The 16,039-nt window shown below is 47.4% G+C and carries 14 protein-coding genes; 9 read left to right on the top strand and 5 right to left on the bottom strand.

What is annotated here, in order from left to right; genetic code table 11:
• Nucleotides 1–108 precede the first annotated feature (108 nt).
• The 5 genes from AC0ZWN_RS03080 to AC0ZWN_RS03060 all read left to right on the top strand — a co-directional run bounded on the left by AC0ZWN_RS03080 (nt 109) and on the right by AC0ZWN_RS03060 (nt 5,883).
• Nucleotides 109–1,365 (top strand): glycosyltransferase family protein, encoded by a 1,257-nt coding sequence (locus AC0ZWN_RS03080; protein WP_476334015.1) that lies wholly within the window; start codon nt 109–111, stop codon nt 1,363–1,365.
• Nucleotides 1,366–1,412: 47 nt separating this feature from the next.
• A complete protein-coding gene (locus AC0ZWN_RS03075) occupies nt 1,413–2,726 on the top strand; it encodes a glycosyltransferase family 4 protein (protein ID WP_476334014.1) in 1,314 nt (437 codons plus the stop codon).
• A gap of 45 nt (nt 2,727–2,771) precedes the next feature.
• Nucleotides 2,772–3,692, top strand: a complete 921-nt coding sequence (locus AC0ZWN_RS03070) for a glycosyltransferase family 2 protein (protein WP_476334013.1) — start codon at nt 2,772–2,774, stop codon at nt 3,690–3,692.
• Nucleotides 3,693–3,985: 293 nt separating this feature from the next.
• Nucleotides 3,986–5,113 (top strand): glycosyltransferase family 2 protein, encoded by a 1,128-nt coding sequence (locus AC0ZWN_RS03065; protein ID WP_476334011.1) that lies wholly within the window; start codon nt 3,986–3,988, stop codon nt 5,111–5,113.
• 53 nt (nt 5,114–5,166) lie between these two features.
• Nucleotides 5,167–5,883, top strand: coding sequence for a NeuD/PglB/VioB family sugar acetyltransferase (locus AC0ZWN_RS03060; RefSeq protein ID WP_476334010.1), 717 nt, complete (start codon nt 5,167–5,169; stop codon nt 5,881–5,883).
• Nucleotides 5,884–6,031: 148 nt separating this feature from the next.
• On the opposite strand, the gene AC0ZWN_RS03055 is transcribed toward AC0ZWN_RS03060, so the two are convergent.
• The 4 genes from AC0ZWN_RS03055 to AC0ZWN_RS03040 all read right to left on the bottom strand — a co-directional run bounded on the left by AC0ZWN_RS03055 (nt 6,032) and on the right by AC0ZWN_RS03040 (nt 9,879).
• Nucleotides 6,032–7,162 (bottom strand): hypothetical protein, encoded by a 1,131-nt coding sequence (locus AC0ZWN_RS03055; protein ID WP_476334009.1) that lies wholly within the window; start codon nt 7,160–7,162, stop codon nt 6,032–6,034.
• Nucleotides 7,163–7,451: 289 nt separating this feature from the next.
• On the bottom strand, nt 7,452–8,408 hold the full coding sequence (locus AC0ZWN_RS03050; protein WP_476334008.1) for an NAD-dependent epimerase/dehydratase family protein: 957 nt from the start codon (nt 8,406–8,408) through the stop codon (nt 7,452–7,454).
• Between the two features lie 4 nt (nt 8,409–8,412).
• Nucleotides 8,413–9,402: a glycosyltransferase gene (locus tag AC0ZWN_RS03045; RefSeq protein ID WP_476334007.1), complete on the bottom strand. Its 990-nt coding sequence runs from the start codon at nt 9,400–9,402 to the stop codon at nt 8,413–8,415.
• Between the two features lie 51 nt (nt 9,403–9,453).
• Entirely contained in the window at nt 9,454–9,879 is a 426-nt protein-coding gene (locus tag AC0ZWN_RS03040; RefSeq protein ID WP_476334005.1) for a GtrA family protein, read from the bottom strand.
• Between the two features lie 769 nt (nt 9,880–10,648).
• Between AC0ZWN_RS03040 and AC0ZWN_RS03035 the strand changes: the two genes are divergently transcribed.
• The 4 genes from AC0ZWN_RS03035 (at nt 10,649) to fabF (ending at nt 15,405) form a co-directional block, all read left to right on the top strand.
• Nucleotides 10,649–12,643: a polysaccharide biosynthesis protein gene (locus tag AC0ZWN_RS03035; RefSeq protein WP_476334004.1), complete on the top strand. Its 1,995-nt coding sequence runs from the start codon at nt 10,649–10,651 to the stop codon at nt 12,641–12,643.
• Nucleotides 12,644–12,753: 110 nt separating this feature from the next.
• A complete protein-coding gene (locus tag AC0ZWN_RS03030; RefSeq protein ID WP_093435238.1) occupies nt 12,754–13,089 on the top strand; it encodes a ComEA family DNA-binding protein in 336 nt (111 codons plus the stop codon).
• Nucleotides 13,090–13,304: 215 nt separating this feature from the next.
• Complete coding sequence (locus tag AC0ZWN_RS03025) at nt 13,305–14,108, top strand: SDR family NAD(P)-dependent oxidoreductase (RefSeq protein ID WP_093435235.1); 804 nt, start codon at nt 13,305–13,307, stop codon at nt 14,106–14,108.
• Nucleotides 14,109–14,130: 22 nt separating this feature from the next.
• Nucleotides 14,131–15,405: a beta-ketoacyl-ACP synthase II gene (gene fabF / locus AC0ZWN_RS03020; protein WP_257355757.1), complete on the top strand. Its 1,275-nt coding sequence runs from the start codon at nt 14,131–14,133 to the stop codon at nt 15,403–15,405.
• Here fabF and AC0ZWN_RS03015 read toward each other — a convergent pair.
• Nucleotides 15,402–15,956 (bottom strand): TetR/AcrR family transcriptional regulator, encoded by a 555-nt coding sequence (locus tag AC0ZWN_RS03015; protein WP_460096528.1) that lies wholly within the window; start codon nt 15,954–15,956, stop codon nt 15,402–15,404. The genes fabF and AC0ZWN_RS03015 overlap by 4 nt on opposite strands.
• Nucleotides 15,957–16,039 lie beyond the last annotated feature (83 nt).

Below are 16,039 nucleotides of genomic sequence, written 5' to 3'. Positions count from 1 at the left end.
TGCGTGGAAGGCTTCTAAACAAGGTTTTCAGTTAGTGATAGCTCTTCTTCGATGCAATTCGGGCGAAAGCTGTTTGTAATATTTAACTATGTATCTAATGGATGTGCTATGTCGTTCAGTAAAATAAACTTTTGGATTGAAGGTGATATTTCGACAACGAGAATTATCTCGCGTCTGCTGAATGATGTGGTAGGTCAAGGCAATTGCGAAGCGAGACTTGTTCGCTCCATTGATTGGAAAACCATTATTGGCGGGGTGAACATTTTTTGCCGCGTTAGTGATCCGGCCTTTCATTGGCTTCCCGCTTATCTCAAGCATAATGGTGTGTCTTATGCATACTATCTGGATGATAATTTTTGGAAAATAACCGGCACAGGTGACTTGGCTCGATATTACCAAAGTCCAAGTGTAGTAAATTCGCTAGACGAGTTTGTCCGAGGTGCTGATTTCGTCATCACGCATACACAGGTGATGGCGGATTTTATCACTGATCGTTTTCCCAACGTCAGATGTGAAATATTGCCAGTTCCATTTGATGTTGCGCTTATCGAAGAAATTCAGGAAGAAACCTCTCCACCAGTTCGACGTTTTCCCGTAGTCGGATATGCCGGCGGGTTTAAGAAAGACGAATTCGAGTTTCTCGAAACTGTACTTTACCGACTAAATAAAGTCCGACCCGAAATTCGCTTTGAGTTTATAGGCGGTATCTCCGATGAGCTGCGCGACTTAAATAATGTTCAGTGGTTTCCCGGGTTTTCCGATTACGCGACTTTCTTGGCGTTTAAAGTTTCAAGAGGATGGAGCGTTGGACTTGCGCCATTGATGGATAGTGAGTTTAACTCTTCGAAAACTAATAATAAATTTAGAGAATATGCTGGCTGCAATATAGCGGGTATATACAGCAAAACAAGTCCATATATTGAGTGTGTGCGTTCGGGAGAGAGCGGCATGCTGGTCCAGAACGACGCAAACGCTTGGGTCGAAGCAATTCAAAAGATAGTTGATGATGCAAGCTTGCGTGAGAAAATAAAAAGTGAGGCTTTTTCTTTTGTGAATTCAAATTATTCGCACAAAGTGATCGCGCCTGCTTGGCAAACGGTTGTCGAGTCTATTCCCAAATTAGTTGAAGGCCCCCGTTTTGGCGGCCTTAACTTTAAATATTTTAAATATTATCATATGTTCGGCTTTTTTGATGCTGCAGCGAAGTTGGATAATTCCAGCTTATATTCGGTTATCAAAGTAATCATCAAAAAGAAATCCAGATCGTTATTGCGTCGTCTCGCTGCACGGCAACTTCTTGTTGTTAGCGTTTTGATATCGCTTGGTTTGGCAATTACGTTTATTCTTAGAGCCTATCTTCTGTGACGTGCAGGAGAATTTTGGTCATATGCAGTGATGTCGTTGGTCAGAAGATGGCGGGACCTGCAATTAGATGCGTTGAAATCGCCAGGATTCTCGCCGCACATTTTGAAGTAAAACTTTGTGCGTCGAAAGTTGACAGTGAACTCTCATTTCCTTTTGAATTTTACAGTTGCACTCATTCAAATTTCGGATATGACGTCAATAATGTGGACGTCATTATTTTTCAAGGCAATGCACTCTTTGCTTATCCATTTCTGAAAAAAACCAAGGCTGTATTAATCGCCGATCTCTATTGTCCGGTTCCGCTCGAATATCATCAGGCATCATCTGAAGAAGAGTTGCCTATTCGGGGAGAAACCGGCCTATTTTTATCTGATGTACTTTTTGAGCAGTTAATATTCGCGGATCATTTTTTGTGTGCCAGTGAAAGGCAGCGTGAGTTTTGGCTTGGTGCGTTAACCCTTGCCGGGCGTATAAATGGTCATCGTTGGCCTGAAGCTCGCCATGCCGATCTTTCAGACTTGATCTCAATACTGCCATTTGGTCTTTCTGCGCAAAAGCCCATTCAGTCGCGGAGCGCGCTTCGCTCTAAGTTCCATATTCCTCCCGATGATTTCGTTCTTGTCTGGGGAGGAGGTCTTTATCAGTGGTTTGATCCACTAACTCCAATTAAAGCAATCCATAAGCTAATATTGGATGGTGCACGTGTACATTTGGTATTTATTGGAGTAAATCACCCCAATTCCGATATTAAAAAACACGATATGTGTACGCAAGCAATTACTTTGGCAACAGATTTGGGGTTAATTGATAAGTTTATCCATTTTAATTTTGGCTGGGTCGACTATAACGATCGCCATAACTATTTGATGGACGCGAATGTTGGTATCAGTGCTCATTTCAATAATCCAGAAACCAGGTATTCGTTTCGAACAAGGATACTCGATTATCTTTGGTGCGGTTTGCCAATCGTTTCAACCAGAGGTGACGTGTTTGGTGATGTATTGGAACACGGCCAGATTGGAATTTCTGTTGATTACGAAGATGAAGACGGATGGTCGCGCGCGATAGACTCAATGATGAGGGATCATAAAAAGGGTCTGGACTTTCAAGCGGCATCAATAAGTTACGCTGAGCGGTATCAATGGAATCGTGTAGTTGAACCATTGGTTAGTTTGTTTGCAACGATCTCTCCTGCAGAAGACAGAATTCTTGTCCGTAATCATTATAAACGGTTGAGTGATATTTCTGGGCTGAAAGGCCGTTTACAGAGAGCTTATTCCGCGGGCGGAATTAAATACATACTTTCTGCAGTGTTTCGAAAAATTCTGAGCGTATCGCGCAGAGCTTTAGGCTTGCGTTAAAGGCTATTCAAGTGTTTCGTAAAGTACGTTAGCAGTCGGGTTTTTATGAATTATCAGATCCCATCAGTATGTGCCGTAATTATTACTTTTCAGCCGGAACTCCAGAATCTGCAGGTTCTGCTTGATTCGTTGGCTTGCCAAGTCGAAAGAGTCGTCATTATCGACAATGGATCTTCGGAATCATTGGAGGCATTTGCGGCCAGCCAATTGCATCTGAGTAATCTGGTCGTTATTTCTCTCGGCGAAAACTTTGGAATAGGCCATGCTCAGAACGTTGGGATCGAGTATGCGCAAAAACTAGGGTTTTATTACGTAGCATTGTTTGATCAGGATAGTTGTCCTGAAAGCGGCATGATCTCTACGTTGTGCTCCAGTGCCGCAGCGCTACAGTCGGCAGGTATCAAGCTTGGGGCCGTTGCTCCATGTTATAAAGATACGCAAGGCGGAGTCTTGTCTACCTTTGTGCGCGTAGGGTTTTTTGGATTTAAGCGAACCCGATCTATTGGAGATGGACTTCCAGTTGAAGCAGATTTTTTGATATCTTCTGGTTCCATCATTCCGTTGTCGGTGATAGCCGACATAGGCGACGTTGATGCGAGTTTATTTATTGATCATGTTGATACTGAGTGGTGTTTCCGAGCGAAAGCGAGTGGGTATAAACTTTTCGGTATTTCGGGTGCAGTCATGTTGCATTCCTTAGGAGATAGACGAATAAGATTCTGGTTTCTACGTTGGCGAACGGTTCCCTATCATTCACCATTTCGTTATTACTATATGTTTCGAAACAGCGTGCTTTTAATTCGTAGACCTTACATGCCTTTAAGCTGGAAGATTGCCGATATTGCCCGATGTGTTCGGGCTGCAGTTTTCTTTGGACTGTTTTCCTCTTCACGATTAGCCTGTTTGAAAATGATGTTAAAGGGTGTGATGGACGGAATGGCGGGAGTAACCGGCAGATTAAAGTAGCACCTTCGGTTGTGCTTCATCCTGGGTTCAAGGTTCCTCCGACGTATTGGTTTGAGTTTTGCGAGATTTCTTATAACATTTTTTTGATTTTCTGCTTTGTAAACGCTTGGTTAAATATTTGAAATTTTATTGGAAAAGAAGTAATTTTTGTTTAAGTCAAATTGCAGGGGATTTGCTTCTGAAATAAATGCCAATGTGTTGATAGAGTTTTTGACTCAAAAGCTGTTTTTAGTTCATATAGAAATCATACACCTCACACATCGTGTGGAATTGGTTTTCCTGGGGGAGTGGTCATGCCTTTGGTTTCCGTTCTACTTCCGACTTACAATCGGAACACATCGAATTATCTGCGCAATGCGATAATGAGTGTGCTCGAACAAGACATGCGGGACTTCGAGCTCTTTGTAGTCGATGATGGCTCCCAAGATGGTTCAAGCACAACCATTGCAGACATCGCACTCCAGGACCCTCGCGTTCGTCATATAAGATCCGAAAAAAATATTGGTCTCCCGGCACTTACGTGTTTTTCAGCATTTCAAGAGAGTGCAAGCGAGTTCATTGCATGGCAGTTTGATGATTGTATCTGGGAGCCGGATCTTTTATCTTCTTTGCTCCAAGTCGCCGTTGCCAACCCTGACGCAGGTATGGTTTATGGTCAGGCGAAGGTCGATTTGGGAGACTCTACTCGTGTATTAGGTGAAGCGTTTGATCGTCAGATCCTACTACAGAGAAATATTATTCCAAATTGTTCCACATTAATTCGTCGGGCTGTTTTTTCTGACGTTGGATGGTTGGATCCGAGCATAATTTTAAAGCGAATTTGCGATTACGATATGTGGATTCGCTTATCAGAAAAATATGATATTGAGTTTTTAGAAAAAGTTGTTGCTGTTGAAAGTGGAATGAAACTGGCCGATTCTTTGGGTAATAGTGTTACCGTCATCCAAGCGCTCAGCGACAAGTATCGTAAGATAGACAGAGCTTCATATCTCCAAATTTCAAATTCGGTTAATTGGAATCCCTTTAAGGTCGATGATTGGATGGATCATGGTGATCGACAGCAATTAGCTCAGTTAATAATCGAACACTTTTTGCGAACTAATGATCCCAAGAGAGCAATTGAAGAGGCTTTAGCAGTAATGCCGCAAGAGGTCCTTCAATCGACATCAAATATGTCAGCGTTCAGCTCAAGTTTATTAGCGGATTTCTTTTTTTGGTATATCGGTAAACTCAGTAGCGGAAATTCACGCCGGGAAATGGATATGCAAAGCCAAATAAGAAAGCAGGCTCAATACATTGAGGATCAAAATGCCTACATTGAGAGGCAACATGAGATGATTCGTGAGCTTTCTGTCAACGGATTATCACAAAGTACATTCTCTCAAGTAAATTCGAGGGCGGATGAACCTGGCAAAATTTGATTAAAGTCTGTACTCGGCATAATAATCTTTCGGCACTTTAACGGTATGTAAAAATGATTCATCAAAACAATGAGGTAAATCTTGTGAGCGCACTTCCCTCCGTCCTTATTTGGGGCGGTCGTAGTCAAGCCAGGCTTGTGGCCGAGATGCTTAAGGAGAGCGGCGTAGGTGAGGCGGCTATTGTTTTTGATAATACACTTGATAAGCCGTATTTTGAATCTCAAGCCATATTTGTAAACGATATAAACTTACTCAAAGAGAAAATTTCCAGCGTTACTCATTATGTCGTTTGTATTGCTGGTGAGCATGGATATGCGCGCTTCAAGACCGCCGAGTACCTTGATAGGTTAGGCCTTAAACCGCTGACGTTAATACATGAAAAAAGCTTCGTTGAGCCGTCCTCTGCATTAGGTGACGGCTGTCAGATCATGCCAGGTGTTGTTATTCATAAGTTTTCAAAAATTGGAAAGCACACTTGTATTAACACGAGTGCTACTGTGGATCATGAGTGTAATATCGGAAATGGTGTGCATATTATGGGTAATGCCGCTATTACAGGGGTAGTTGAAATCGGCGACTTCGCTACAATTGGAACTAACGCCACCATACTTCCTTTTTTGAAAATTGGAGAGGGTGCATTTATTGGGGCTGGTGCGGTAGTGACAAAAGACGTGGCGCCTTACACTGTAGTTGCGGGAGTTCCAGCTAAAGTTCTGCGGAAAAACGTAGTCAAATTTTATGAAGAACTGCTAATAGAGTTGGTGCGATAAGCATTAAGCGTCAGGAATTTATAGGCGTTGAAAGGACTCAGTTGGCCACTTGGTAACTATTGTTGTTAAAGGGCTATGTGGCGGATAGGGTGTTTTCCCGCCGCCACTTTGCTATGAGTTCACTTTCGATGTATTAAGAGTGACTTGATCAGGAGTCTCTCCACGCATCAAACTTTTTTAGCCAGGAAACAGCTATCACGGCAGCGACCACAACGCACAGAATCCTGGTGAGGATGTAATATCTGTTTTCTGTATGCATCATAGCGGCTGTGATCAAACCCGTTCCAACGCCTACGTAAGCGACCAGCGGCAGCCATTTGTTTTTCACAAAGGTGGTGGCAATAGTTGCAATCACTACGAGAAGTACAATCGCTTGTATATAAAACAGTTTTATTTTTGTAAACGTAAGTGCTAAAGGGCTTACATCAAGTGGTGCTTCGCCAACATACACGGCCCAATAAAATTTAGCAAATCCTTCGTAGAATCGGATAACTATAAATTCTAAAGAAGATACTGTTTCCTGCAGTTGTGTCAAATATGCGCCGTTAGCAGGGAGAGTGTATGCTACCAGTTCAACATAGGGTTGCTTGTTGCCATATTCATATACCTCCATCAATTTCGGTTCATAAAACCACATGATTCCTGAATGGTAGTATACCGCCGCGACTTGCAGCAGGCAGATAGATGTTCCGATGAGGTATAGGATGATTGGTTTTAATTTTTTTTCAGTTTTTATTCTAAAATTGAATACGGTCCACATTACCGTTACCAAAAAAATGGATACGATATAGTTCTGTTTTAAAAGGACGGAGATACCTGCTAGCAACCCTGCAATTAATAGTGGTGCGGTCTTTTCTCGATAATCTTGATTGGAGATTATTGATAGTGATGCGATAAAAAAACTTAAGCTTTGAATGTCTGAGAGTCGAAGAGGAACGTACCCGATGCACATTATTAACGTGAATAATAGAACCGTTCCTTCACCGAATATATCGATCTTACCTCTCGGGGTGGCGGTGGAGTTGCTCAAGTTCCTGAATAAAAATAGCACTGATGCAAGCAGAACGAGAAGACATATGACATTTAGTAGAAAAGTTATATAGGTTAGAGATACTGGGTCATCTGTTAGTAAGTAGGGAATGGCCTGATAAAACATTATCCCGATCGGCCTGATCCCATTATAACAGCTGGAGATTGCGTCATTATTTTCTAAGAAGTCAGCACACGCTTTGCCGAAGATGGTGTAGGCATCTGCGTCACTGCCAGTAGGGAAATTCATCGTTATCCTTAATAGCGTCTCTAAATTTTTATAATCATATCATACAGATGGCTGGATGATGTGCGCATAGCTAATAATCAAGTTTACTGGATTGGCCGAATTCGGATTGATGGGGGAATTGCTCGCAATGATTGGTCATTATGAGCCTGATTCATCGGGGGGAGGCGGTGGGTGGGGCGTGGAAAACGCAAGCCGAGTAAGGAGCGCAGAGAATTGAGCGCCGCAGAGGGCGGGGCTCAACCTGGATTTTCTGACTAATGATTACCAAATCTTCAAATATTGTATTTAATTAACAAGTAGTAATTCTAGAAAAAAAATCAGCGTGTACTTTACTTATTCCTAAGTTCAACTCCGTTGGCTTCCAGTCTGTAGGGCGGCACAAGTGATCGAACGTGATGTTCTCCGCGTTGGACCCTGCGAGACTAGAGCATATATATATCTTTTTGCTTAGTGTCCGTTCGACCGTGATTTTTAGTTGTAATAGTGATGTTGGTCTCCCTGATACTAGAAAATGAGTTCCTCCATCTTTTTTATTCGATGTTATTTTTTTGGTGACATATGCCCCTATGTCACCGCTGAACACGTAATCTCTCAATGTGTCCATGCTGCCCAGGATCTGAACTTCCTTGTTGAGTAAGCCGTTCTTTATCAGAGTTGGAATAATTCCTGTTCTTCCCTGGTTTAAAGGGCCATAGACCGAGCTTGGCCGGTATATATGCCGGGAGGCACTATCACTGCACTCTATTAAAAGTTCTTCAAGCTTTAATTTCAGATGTCCGTATGCTCTGCGTGGCGCAGGTAAACTCCGTACAGTGATATGATTCTGTGATTCAAATAGTCCACCGGCGGAACTAAGAAGGTGAAAAATGACACGCCCGAATGTTTGCGTTTGCGCGAGGCTTTTATAAATTTCGAGCACGTTTCTAAAAGAATTTTCCTCCGTCAAAGTCTCATCCTCAAGAGATGAGAAACCTGCTTTTCCGGCTGCCCATATGATATTGATATCAACGACTGCTGATTGAGCGGCAACAGTCGATTTGACAATATCTTGAATCTCTAGAATCAAGTTGCGTGTTTGTGCTTCTTGCTTGCTACTGTCAACCCAGTCAAAATCGTGGCTATTGTAGCCGTAGCCTTGCTGAATCAGGTTGGCGAGAATTTCACTGCCTATTAATCCAAGACCAAATAATAGGACAATTTTCTTGTCCGAGACATGGTTTGTCGGAGCACTCTGAAGCACAATCATTTGGTTACTCCTTGAAGAAGTGAGTAAGTAGTTTGTCTTGACTACGATCAACTGTGTAAAAAGTAGGTTTTCCGTTGAGATGGAGAATCGCCACCATCAAGTACTCTGCGATAATGGCAGAGAGCATTCCAAGTAATCCGCCGAAAAACAGAATGCTAGTAAATAGAGATGGCCAACCATGTACGTCAATACTTTCGGGGAAATAAAAGTATTTTATGACTGTTGTAATGACTAGGACGATTGATGCCAGGAAGGAAATCAAACCGGCTAAGCCAGCATAACGGAGTAACTTGGTATTGCTCGATATCGCCATGCGTCGCGCATGGGATAATAACTGTTTAAACGAATAACCGCTTTTTTCGCCGCTAATAACCCGCTGATCTTTTATTGTCAAGGGTACCGATATGATTCGATTGGTAAACCAAGTTAGTGCGATGTCAAAGTAAGTGTCGTGGGAACAAACACTGGCTGCGGCTCTCGCCAACCCGCCTCTCATTAAACGGAAACTATTAAATGAAGATATTTTTTTATTTCCCGTGAAAAACTCCATAAGCCTTTTGAATCCACGTGAACCAAAGTCTCTGAGCATACTTTCATGTACGGCAGAAACTGGTTTCGCATAAGCGACATCCTTGCTTTGCAAAATTGCTGCGGAAAGAAGGTTGATAATTTCACTAGGAGGGTGTTGCAGATCCTCATCGAGTGTTGCTATCCAATCTCCCGACGAGTGAAGAATGCCAGCAATAGTCGCAGGGTGTTGGCCGTAATTGCGCGAGAGATAAACAACCCGGATCCAATCGAATTCACTGGATAGCTCGGATAATATTGCTGCGGAGTTATCAATGGCTTCGTCAACAACGAAAATCGCTTCTTGAAGTTGGATAGGGGCAGACTCAAGTACTAACTTAATCCGAGTTTTCTCTAGCTCCAAGACAAAATCCTTTAGGTATTCTTGGCCGGAGTAGACAGGGGTGACAGTCGATAGGGTTAGCATTTGCAGTCTGTTCCAAGTTGTTTAAAGGTTTTCGTTCGCGGCGCGATCGCATTATTTGTGGGTGGAGGCTGGGATCTTAAATGTATAATGTTTGCTGAGTAAAAAATTGGTAATTGTGTACGCTGGCATGCCTAGCGCCTGGGCAATATAACTATTCCAGTTGAATATATGAATGCAGATCAAAACGACCAGTATATTTGCGGCGTATGATAGTAGAAAAGAAATGAGGAATCGTTTGATTGCTTCGTTATGTTTTCCGTCGAATTCAAATGTCCATCTTGAGTTCAGTGAGTACGAAGTTATCAGTCCGACAGCGTATCCTAGAACGTTGGCGCTTATGTCTCCAAAGTTTACGAAATACTTTGCTGCGTATATTGTTATAAGGCTTAAAGATGTATTAAGCACGCCTACGACTAAAAAACGCCAAAATGACTTGTCTTTGAGTAACTGAAGCGGGAGGGTTGTGTGGATTTTCATATTACTTTGGTCACAACCTTTTTTAATAGTGGTTTGGCTTCGTCGATGTTGAGGCTAGTAACTTTTTTTCTCTGTGTCATGGTGTTGGTCAATGAGCGAAGTTTCATAATAAAATCTTTAGAGGGATTCTGCCAAAATCTATAGCGTACCGCCTGCGTTTTTTACAAGTTCGATAATTGTAACTACTCGCCTCTTATGAACGACCCTAGGTGAGATCGCTTGTGTGTACCCGGAAAAGCAAGAACATCCTTAGAGCTGTATGGTCAGGAGCCTATTCGGATCCTTGATAGCAGGTAATAATCGTATCATGGTTACGTACCCTTGACAGCCGCTCCAAGGGCCTCCCAACGCGAGAAAAATCAAAATATCTCGGGCCCGTCTGCGATCAAAACCGGCATGTAGAAACCTCTGGCGCACTCGTTGCAGCATCGTTAGAAGGCCGTTGTTTGAAGCATCCCTCTATTGGCAAAGGGGTCAGCAGAGGAGCCTGACTTCTCTGCGAGCAGGAGGTTTTTATTGATCTTTCTGGCCAGGATTTTTTCTGTTGAATGTGTTCACAATGAGTGACGCCGGACCATCGATAGCAACCTCAGGCAAATGAAACAAGCGCTGATTACAGAGGCATCTGGTGTTTTTTTTCTGTGGATCGTACGGGATGTCTACAATGCCCCTGTTGGCCGTCCCGAGGTTGGTAGTAACGTAGCGAGCGAAGGGCGTAAAGTATGTGATTTTTCAGGCAAACGGAGCGGCTGAAGTGCAGGAAACGCTTATGAACAGGGTGAGAGCTTTTTTGTTGGCGTTGCCCCGGCGGCAGAAAAGGCTGATACAGGTTATCACCGACATCGTGCTCGTCTGGACGGCGCTGTGGCTCGCATTCATCGTGCGCCTGGGGATCGACGATTTGTATAACCCCGTACAGGTGCATTTCTGGCTCTTTATTTGTGCGCCGATCATCGCAATTCCACTTTTTATACGGTTTGGAATGTACCGCGCGGTCATGCGCTATTTTGGTAATGACGCTCTGATCGCCATCATTAAGGCGGTGAGCCTTTCATCTCTGATCCTCGCGGTAACCATATTCTGGTACAGCAATCATCAGGCAGTGGTCCCACGATCCATCGTTTTCAATTACTGGTGGCTCAGTCTGGTGATCATCGGCGGATTGCGCCTGTGCATGCGTCACTATTTCATGGGTGACTGGTTTACCGCCTCGCAACATGTCCCGTTCACAAATCGGGATGATGGCCTCACTAAGGTTGCTATCTACGGCGCGGGCGTCGCCGGGAATCAATTGGTGGCTGCCTTGCGGATGGGGCGCGTCATGCGGCCTGTAGCGTTTATCGATGACGACCCCAGCATTGCCGATCGATCCATTGCCGGTTTGCAAGTCTACAAACCTAAACACATTCAACAGATGATCGACGAATCGGGTGCTCAGGAGGTCCTTCTGGCACTGCCGTCTTCAACCCGATCGCGTCGCAGAGAAATCCTTCATTTTCTTGAAGGTTATCCGCTCCATGTTCGCAGCGTACCCAATTTCACGGATCTGGCGAGCGGACGTGTCAAGGTCGATGATATTCAAGAAGTGGACATTGCTGATCTATTGGGGCGTGACTCAGTACCTGCGCAGAGCGATCTGCTTGAACGCTGTATAAAAAACAAGACGGTGATGGTAACTGGCGCTGGCGGATCAATTGGTGCTGAACTCTGTCGGCAGATTTACGCTTTGGGGCCGAGTACGCTGCTGCTCTTTGAGCACAGTGAATTCAACCTTTACAGCATTTCATCCGAACTCGAACAACGGTCCTGTCGGCAATCTGCCCCAGTGCGCCTGGTACCAATCCTGGGCTCCATTCGTCATCAGGAAAAGTTGCTCGACGTGATGAGAACCTGGCGTGTCGATACTGTATATCACGCCGCCGCCTATAAGCATGTGCCGATGGTGGAACACAACATAGCTGAAGGCGTACTCAACAATGTGATGGGGACGCTCTACACAGCTCAGGCTGCTGTGCAATCAGGTGTCTCAAATTTTGTTTTGATCTCTACGGACAAAGCAGTTCGTCCAACCAATGTGATGGGAAGTACCAAGCGTCTGGCTGAGTTGACGCTCCAGGCTCTGAGTCGCGAAGTGGCACCGGTACTGTTCGGCGACAAGGCCAATATATCCCGAGTCAACAAAACCCGATTCACCATGGTTCGTTTCGGTAATGTGCTTGGATCCTCTGGCTCGGTTATTCCGTTGTTCCACCGCCAGATCAAGTCCGGTGGGCCACTGACAGTTACCCATCCGAAAATTACCCGTTACTTCATGACCATCCCCGAAGCTGCCCAATTGGTCATCCAAGCTGGCTCCATGGGGCAAGGCGGCGACGTATTCGTGTTGGACATGGGCGAACCAGTAAAGATCGTAGAACTGGCGGAAAAGATGATCCATCTATCGGGGCTGAGTATTCGTTCTGATCGCAACCCCCAAGGCGATATTTCCATCGAGTTCACGGGATTGCGCCCAGGCGAAAAGCTTTATGAGGAACTGTTGATCGGCGATAACGTTGCGGCCACACCTCACCCGATGATAATGACGGCCAATGAAGATCACCTGCCTTGGGAAGTATTGAAATTGCGGTTACGCGAACTACTTCTCGCCGTTGAGAAAGATGATTACTCCGAGGTTCGTCAGCTTCTGCGTGACACGGTCAGTGGCTACACCCCAGACGGTGAAATCGTCGACTGGATCTACCAGCAGCGTCGTCTCGAACCCTGATTGTTTCACATTCTGTAACGCACGCATTTTTGACATCCCTCCACCATGACCTAAGTTTGGAGAGCAGCTTCGGAAAAGCTGCTTTCTCAAACGATGATGGAGCGTCACTAATGCGTACCGGTTACTTCTATTCTCTGATCTTTGCTTTCCTCACCAGCGCCTCGATCGCCGCTATTGCCGCGCCTGTTGCGCCAGCGGAGTCACCCAAGGCGCCGTTGGTGATGGAGACAACTGCACCTTCCCAAAGCGCAAAAGTCGACCTCAACGATGCCGATGCGGCAACGCTGCAAAAGGAACTGGCGGGAGTCGGAGAGGCCAAGGCCAAAGCGATTGTTGCCTATCGTGAAACAAACGGGCCGTTTGCGTCGGTGGATGAGTTGCTGGAAGTGAAGGGTATCGGTAAGGCGATTCTGGATCGCAATCGCGACAAGCTGGAAGTCAACTAAGCTGAGTGTTCAAAGCCAAGAGGCCGGTCATTGACCGGCCTTTTTTACTTGCGCAGCGCATGGCTGCGGGTAGTGGAAGAGAGGGCAGTCGTCCGACGATTTAAAATTACGGCTATCATATTGCGTTTGGATTATGCCTATAATAATTCGCCGATGCGTCGAGCCAGCAGGTTTCATCGGCAACTCCCGTCATCAAGCATTCCAGGAGCATTCTCATGAATTCCGCACAATCCCAAGGTACTGCTCTGGTTACCGGCGCATCGTCCGGTATCGGTGCGATTTACGCTCAGCGCCTGGCGGCGCGTGGTTTTGATCTGCTGCTGGTTGCCCGTGACAAGGATCGTCTGGAAAGTGCTGCGAGCCAGTTGCGTGATGCCCATGGCGTCCAGGTTGAAGTGCTCAAGGCCGATCTGACGCAGAAGGATGACGTGCTCAAACTCGAACAACGTCTGCGCAGCGATTCCAGCATCAGTCTGCTGGTGAATAACGCCGGTGTGGCGGCGGACGGTTTGCTGGCCAACGCTGATATGGACCAGTTGGAGCGGTTGATCCAGCTGAACATCACCGCCGTCACCCGCCTGGCCTCGGCGGCAGCCGCCAGTTTCGCCAAGGCCGGTCGTGGCACGATCATCAATATCGCCTCGGTGGTGGCGTTGTTTCCGGAGCGCTTCAACGCTACCTACAGCGCCAGCAAAGCTTATGTACTGAGCCTGACCCAGTCGCTGAACACTGAACTCGAAGGCACCGGCGTGCAGATCCAGGCCGTGCTGCCGGGTGTGACCCGCACCGAAATCTGGGAGCGTTCCGGTATCGATGCCAGTGGCATTCCGGCAGAAATGGTCATGGAGGCGGGCGAGATGGTTGATGCGGCGCTGGCCGGTCTGGATCAGGGCGAGTTGATCACCATTCCTTCACTGCCTGATGCCGGCGAATGGCACGCCTTTGTTGCGGCTCGCCATGTCATGGCGCCGAACCTTTCCCGCAGTGCTGCAGCGCAACGCTACAAGTCCGGCAATTGAATTGATCAGAGGTCACCACAGTATGGATTCGCGTCGAATAGTCGTCACGGGCATGGGCCTGGTTTCACCCTTGGGCAGCGATCTCGAAGTCGTATGGCAGCGTTTGCTGGCCGGTCGCTCTGGTTTGCGTAACTTGCCTGAAGCAACGGTCGCTGATTTACCCACGCGAGTCGGCGGTGCGGTGCCGACGCTGGAAGAGGACGCTGAAGCAGGTTTCGATCCGGATCGCGCCACGCCGCCCAAAGAGCAGAAGAAGATGGATCGCTTCATTCTGTTCGCCATGGAGGCTGCCCGACAGGCGCTGGAGCAGGCCGACTGGCATCCTTCAGAAAACAAAAGCCAGGAGCGTAGCGCAACGATCATCGGTTCCGGTGTCGGCGGTTTTGGCGCGATTGCCGACGCCGTGCGCACCACCGACAGTCGCGGTCCTCGGCGTTTGTCACCGTTTACCATTCCGTCGTTTCTGGTCAATCTCGCGGCAGGTCACGTATCCATTCAACACGGCCTCAAGGGGCCTTTGGGTGCGCCGGTGACGGCGTGCGCTGCGGGTGTTCAAGCGATTGGCGATGCGGCGCGGTTGATCCGCGCCGGTGAAGCGGATATTGCCGTATGTGGCGGTGCGGAAGCCTGCATCGACCGCGTCAGTCTGGCCGGTTTCGCGGCAGCGCGGGCACTGTCGAGCGGTTACAACGACACCCCGGAGCGCGCCTCGCGGCCGTTCGACAGCGGTCGCGACGGTTTCGTGATGGGCGAGGGCGCCGGGCTTTTGGTGATCGAATCCCTCGAGCATGCGTTGGCGCGTGGTGCGACGCCGCTGGCGGAGCTGGTCGGCTATGGCACCAGCGCCGACGCCTATCATCTGACGGCCGGGCCTGAAGATGGCAGCGGGGCGCGGCGGGCGATGACGCTGGCACTGGCGCAGGCGGGTATCGAGCCGGATCAGGTGCAGCATCTCAATGCCCACGCCACGTCGACCCCGGTCGGAGATCTGGGTGAATTGGCGGCGATCAAAAGTGTTTTCGGCGAAGAGAATAAAATCGCGGTGACGTCGACAAAATCGGCCACAGGTCATCTGCTCGGCGCTGCCGGTGGGCTTGAAGCCATTTTCACACTGTTGGCGATTCGTGATCAGGTGGTGCCGCCGACTTTGAATTTCGACAATCCCGATCCGGCGAGCGCAGGTGTAGACATTGTTCATGGCCAGGCGCGGCCAATGTCTATCGAATATGCACTGTCCAATGGTTTCGGGTTTGGCGGGGTCAATGCCAGCGTATTGTTCAAGCGCTGGCAGGCTTAGTCGCGGTTCTTGAGGTGATCGCGGGTGATATCGAGGATGCGTTGCGCAAACCCGGCATCCGCGACACTGCGCGACAGCAGCAGTGCACCGACCAGGGTCGACATGATGACGATGGCGCGGTCAGCGCTGTTCTCGCCTTCGAGGCTGTTTTCGATCTGCTCCAGCCGTGCGTTGAGTACCACGTCACTGGTGGGACTCGGTTGCCCGCGCAGCCCCAACTCGGAAGAAATGGTCAACAGCGGGCAGCCTTCATCTGGCGATGTCTGGTGCCATTCGGACAGATACGTCTCGATGAACACATCAAGCGCGTTGTCCTGGGCAAAAATCTCGGCACATAACCCATCGACCTGGTTGCCGGCCTCTTGCAAGGCCTTCTCGACCAACTCGTCCTTGGACTTGAAATGTGAGTAGAAACCGCCATGGGTCAGACCCAGCGCGTTCATCAGGGGTTGCAGGCCCGTAGCGCCGATTCCGTCCTTGCGAAAGCGTGCCGAAGCCTCCTTGATGATGCGCTGATGGGTCTGGGCTTTATGGTCCTGCGAATAACGCATCTGGAACTCTCCGCAACAATGTCCCCATCTTAACCAAGGAAAATTAGATGGTGACTGTACTTCTACTTCTTAAAAGCGTGCAG

The organism is Pseudomonas sp. 3B-A001-10F (assembly GCF_056313565.1).
The sequence above is the reverse complement of the archived record's forward strand: the minus strand, read 5'-3'. Positions and strand labels throughout refer to the sequence as shown.

What these genes read in the sequence shown, in the direction of transcription:
- AC0ZWN_RS03080 (WP_476334015.1), top strand. Translation starts at nt 109, where the DNA reads ATGTCGTTCAGTAAAATAAACTTTTGGATTGAAGGTGATATTTCGACA.
- AC0ZWN_RS03075 (WP_476334014.1), top strand. Translation starts at nt 1,413, where the DNA reads ATGGCGGGACCTGCAATTAGATGCGTTGAAATCGCCAGGATTCTCGCC.
- AC0ZWN_RS03070 (WP_476334013.1), top strand. Translation starts at nt 2,772, where the DNA reads ATGAATTATCAGATCCCATCAGTATGTGCCGTAATTATTACTTTTCAG.
- AC0ZWN_RS03065 (WP_476334011.1), top strand. Translation starts at nt 3,986, where the DNA reads ATGCCTTTGGTTTCCGTTCTACTTCCGACTTACAATCGGAACACATCG.
- AC0ZWN_RS03060 (WP_476334010.1), top strand. Translation starts at nt 5,167, where the DNA reads ATGATTCATCAAAACAATGAGGTAAATCTTGTGAGCGCACTTCCCTCC.
- AC0ZWN_RS03055 (WP_476334009.1), bottom strand. Translation starts at nt 7,162, where the DNA reads ATGAATTTCCCTACTGGCAGTGACGCAGATGCCTACACCATCTTCGGC.
- AC0ZWN_RS03050 (WP_476334008.1), bottom strand. Translation starts at nt 8,408, where the DNA reads ATGATTGTGCTTCAGAGTGCTCCGACAAACCATGTCTCGGACAAGAAA.
- AC0ZWN_RS03045 (WP_476334007.1), bottom strand. Translation starts at nt 9,402, where the DNA reads ATGCTAACCCTATCGACTGTCACCCCTGTCTACTCCGGCCAAGAATAC.
- AC0ZWN_RS03040 (WP_476334005.1), bottom strand. Translation starts at nt 9,879, where the DNA reads ATGAAAATCCACACAACCCTCCCGCTTCAGTTACTCAAAGACAAGTCA.
- AC0ZWN_RS03035 (WP_476334004.1), top strand. Translation starts at nt 10,649, where the DNA reads ATGAACAGGGTGAGAGCTTTTTTGTTGGCGTTGCCCCGGCGGCAGAAA.
- AC0ZWN_RS03030 (WP_093435238.1), top strand. Translation starts at nt 12,754, where the DNA reads ATGCGTACCGGTTACTTCTATTCTCTGATCTTTGCTTTCCTCACCAGC.
- AC0ZWN_RS03025 (WP_093435235.1), top strand. Translation starts at nt 13,305, where the DNA reads ATGAATTCCGCACAATCCCAAGGTACTGCTCTGGTTACCGGCGCATCG.
- fabF (WP_257355757.1), top strand. Translation starts at nt 14,131, where the DNA reads ATGGATTCGCGTCGAATAGTCGTCACGGGCATGGGCCTGGTTTCACCC.
- AC0ZWN_RS03015 (WP_460096528.1), bottom strand. Translation starts at nt 15,956, where the DNA reads ATGCGTTATTCGCAGGACCATAAAGCCCAGACCCATCAGCGCATCATC.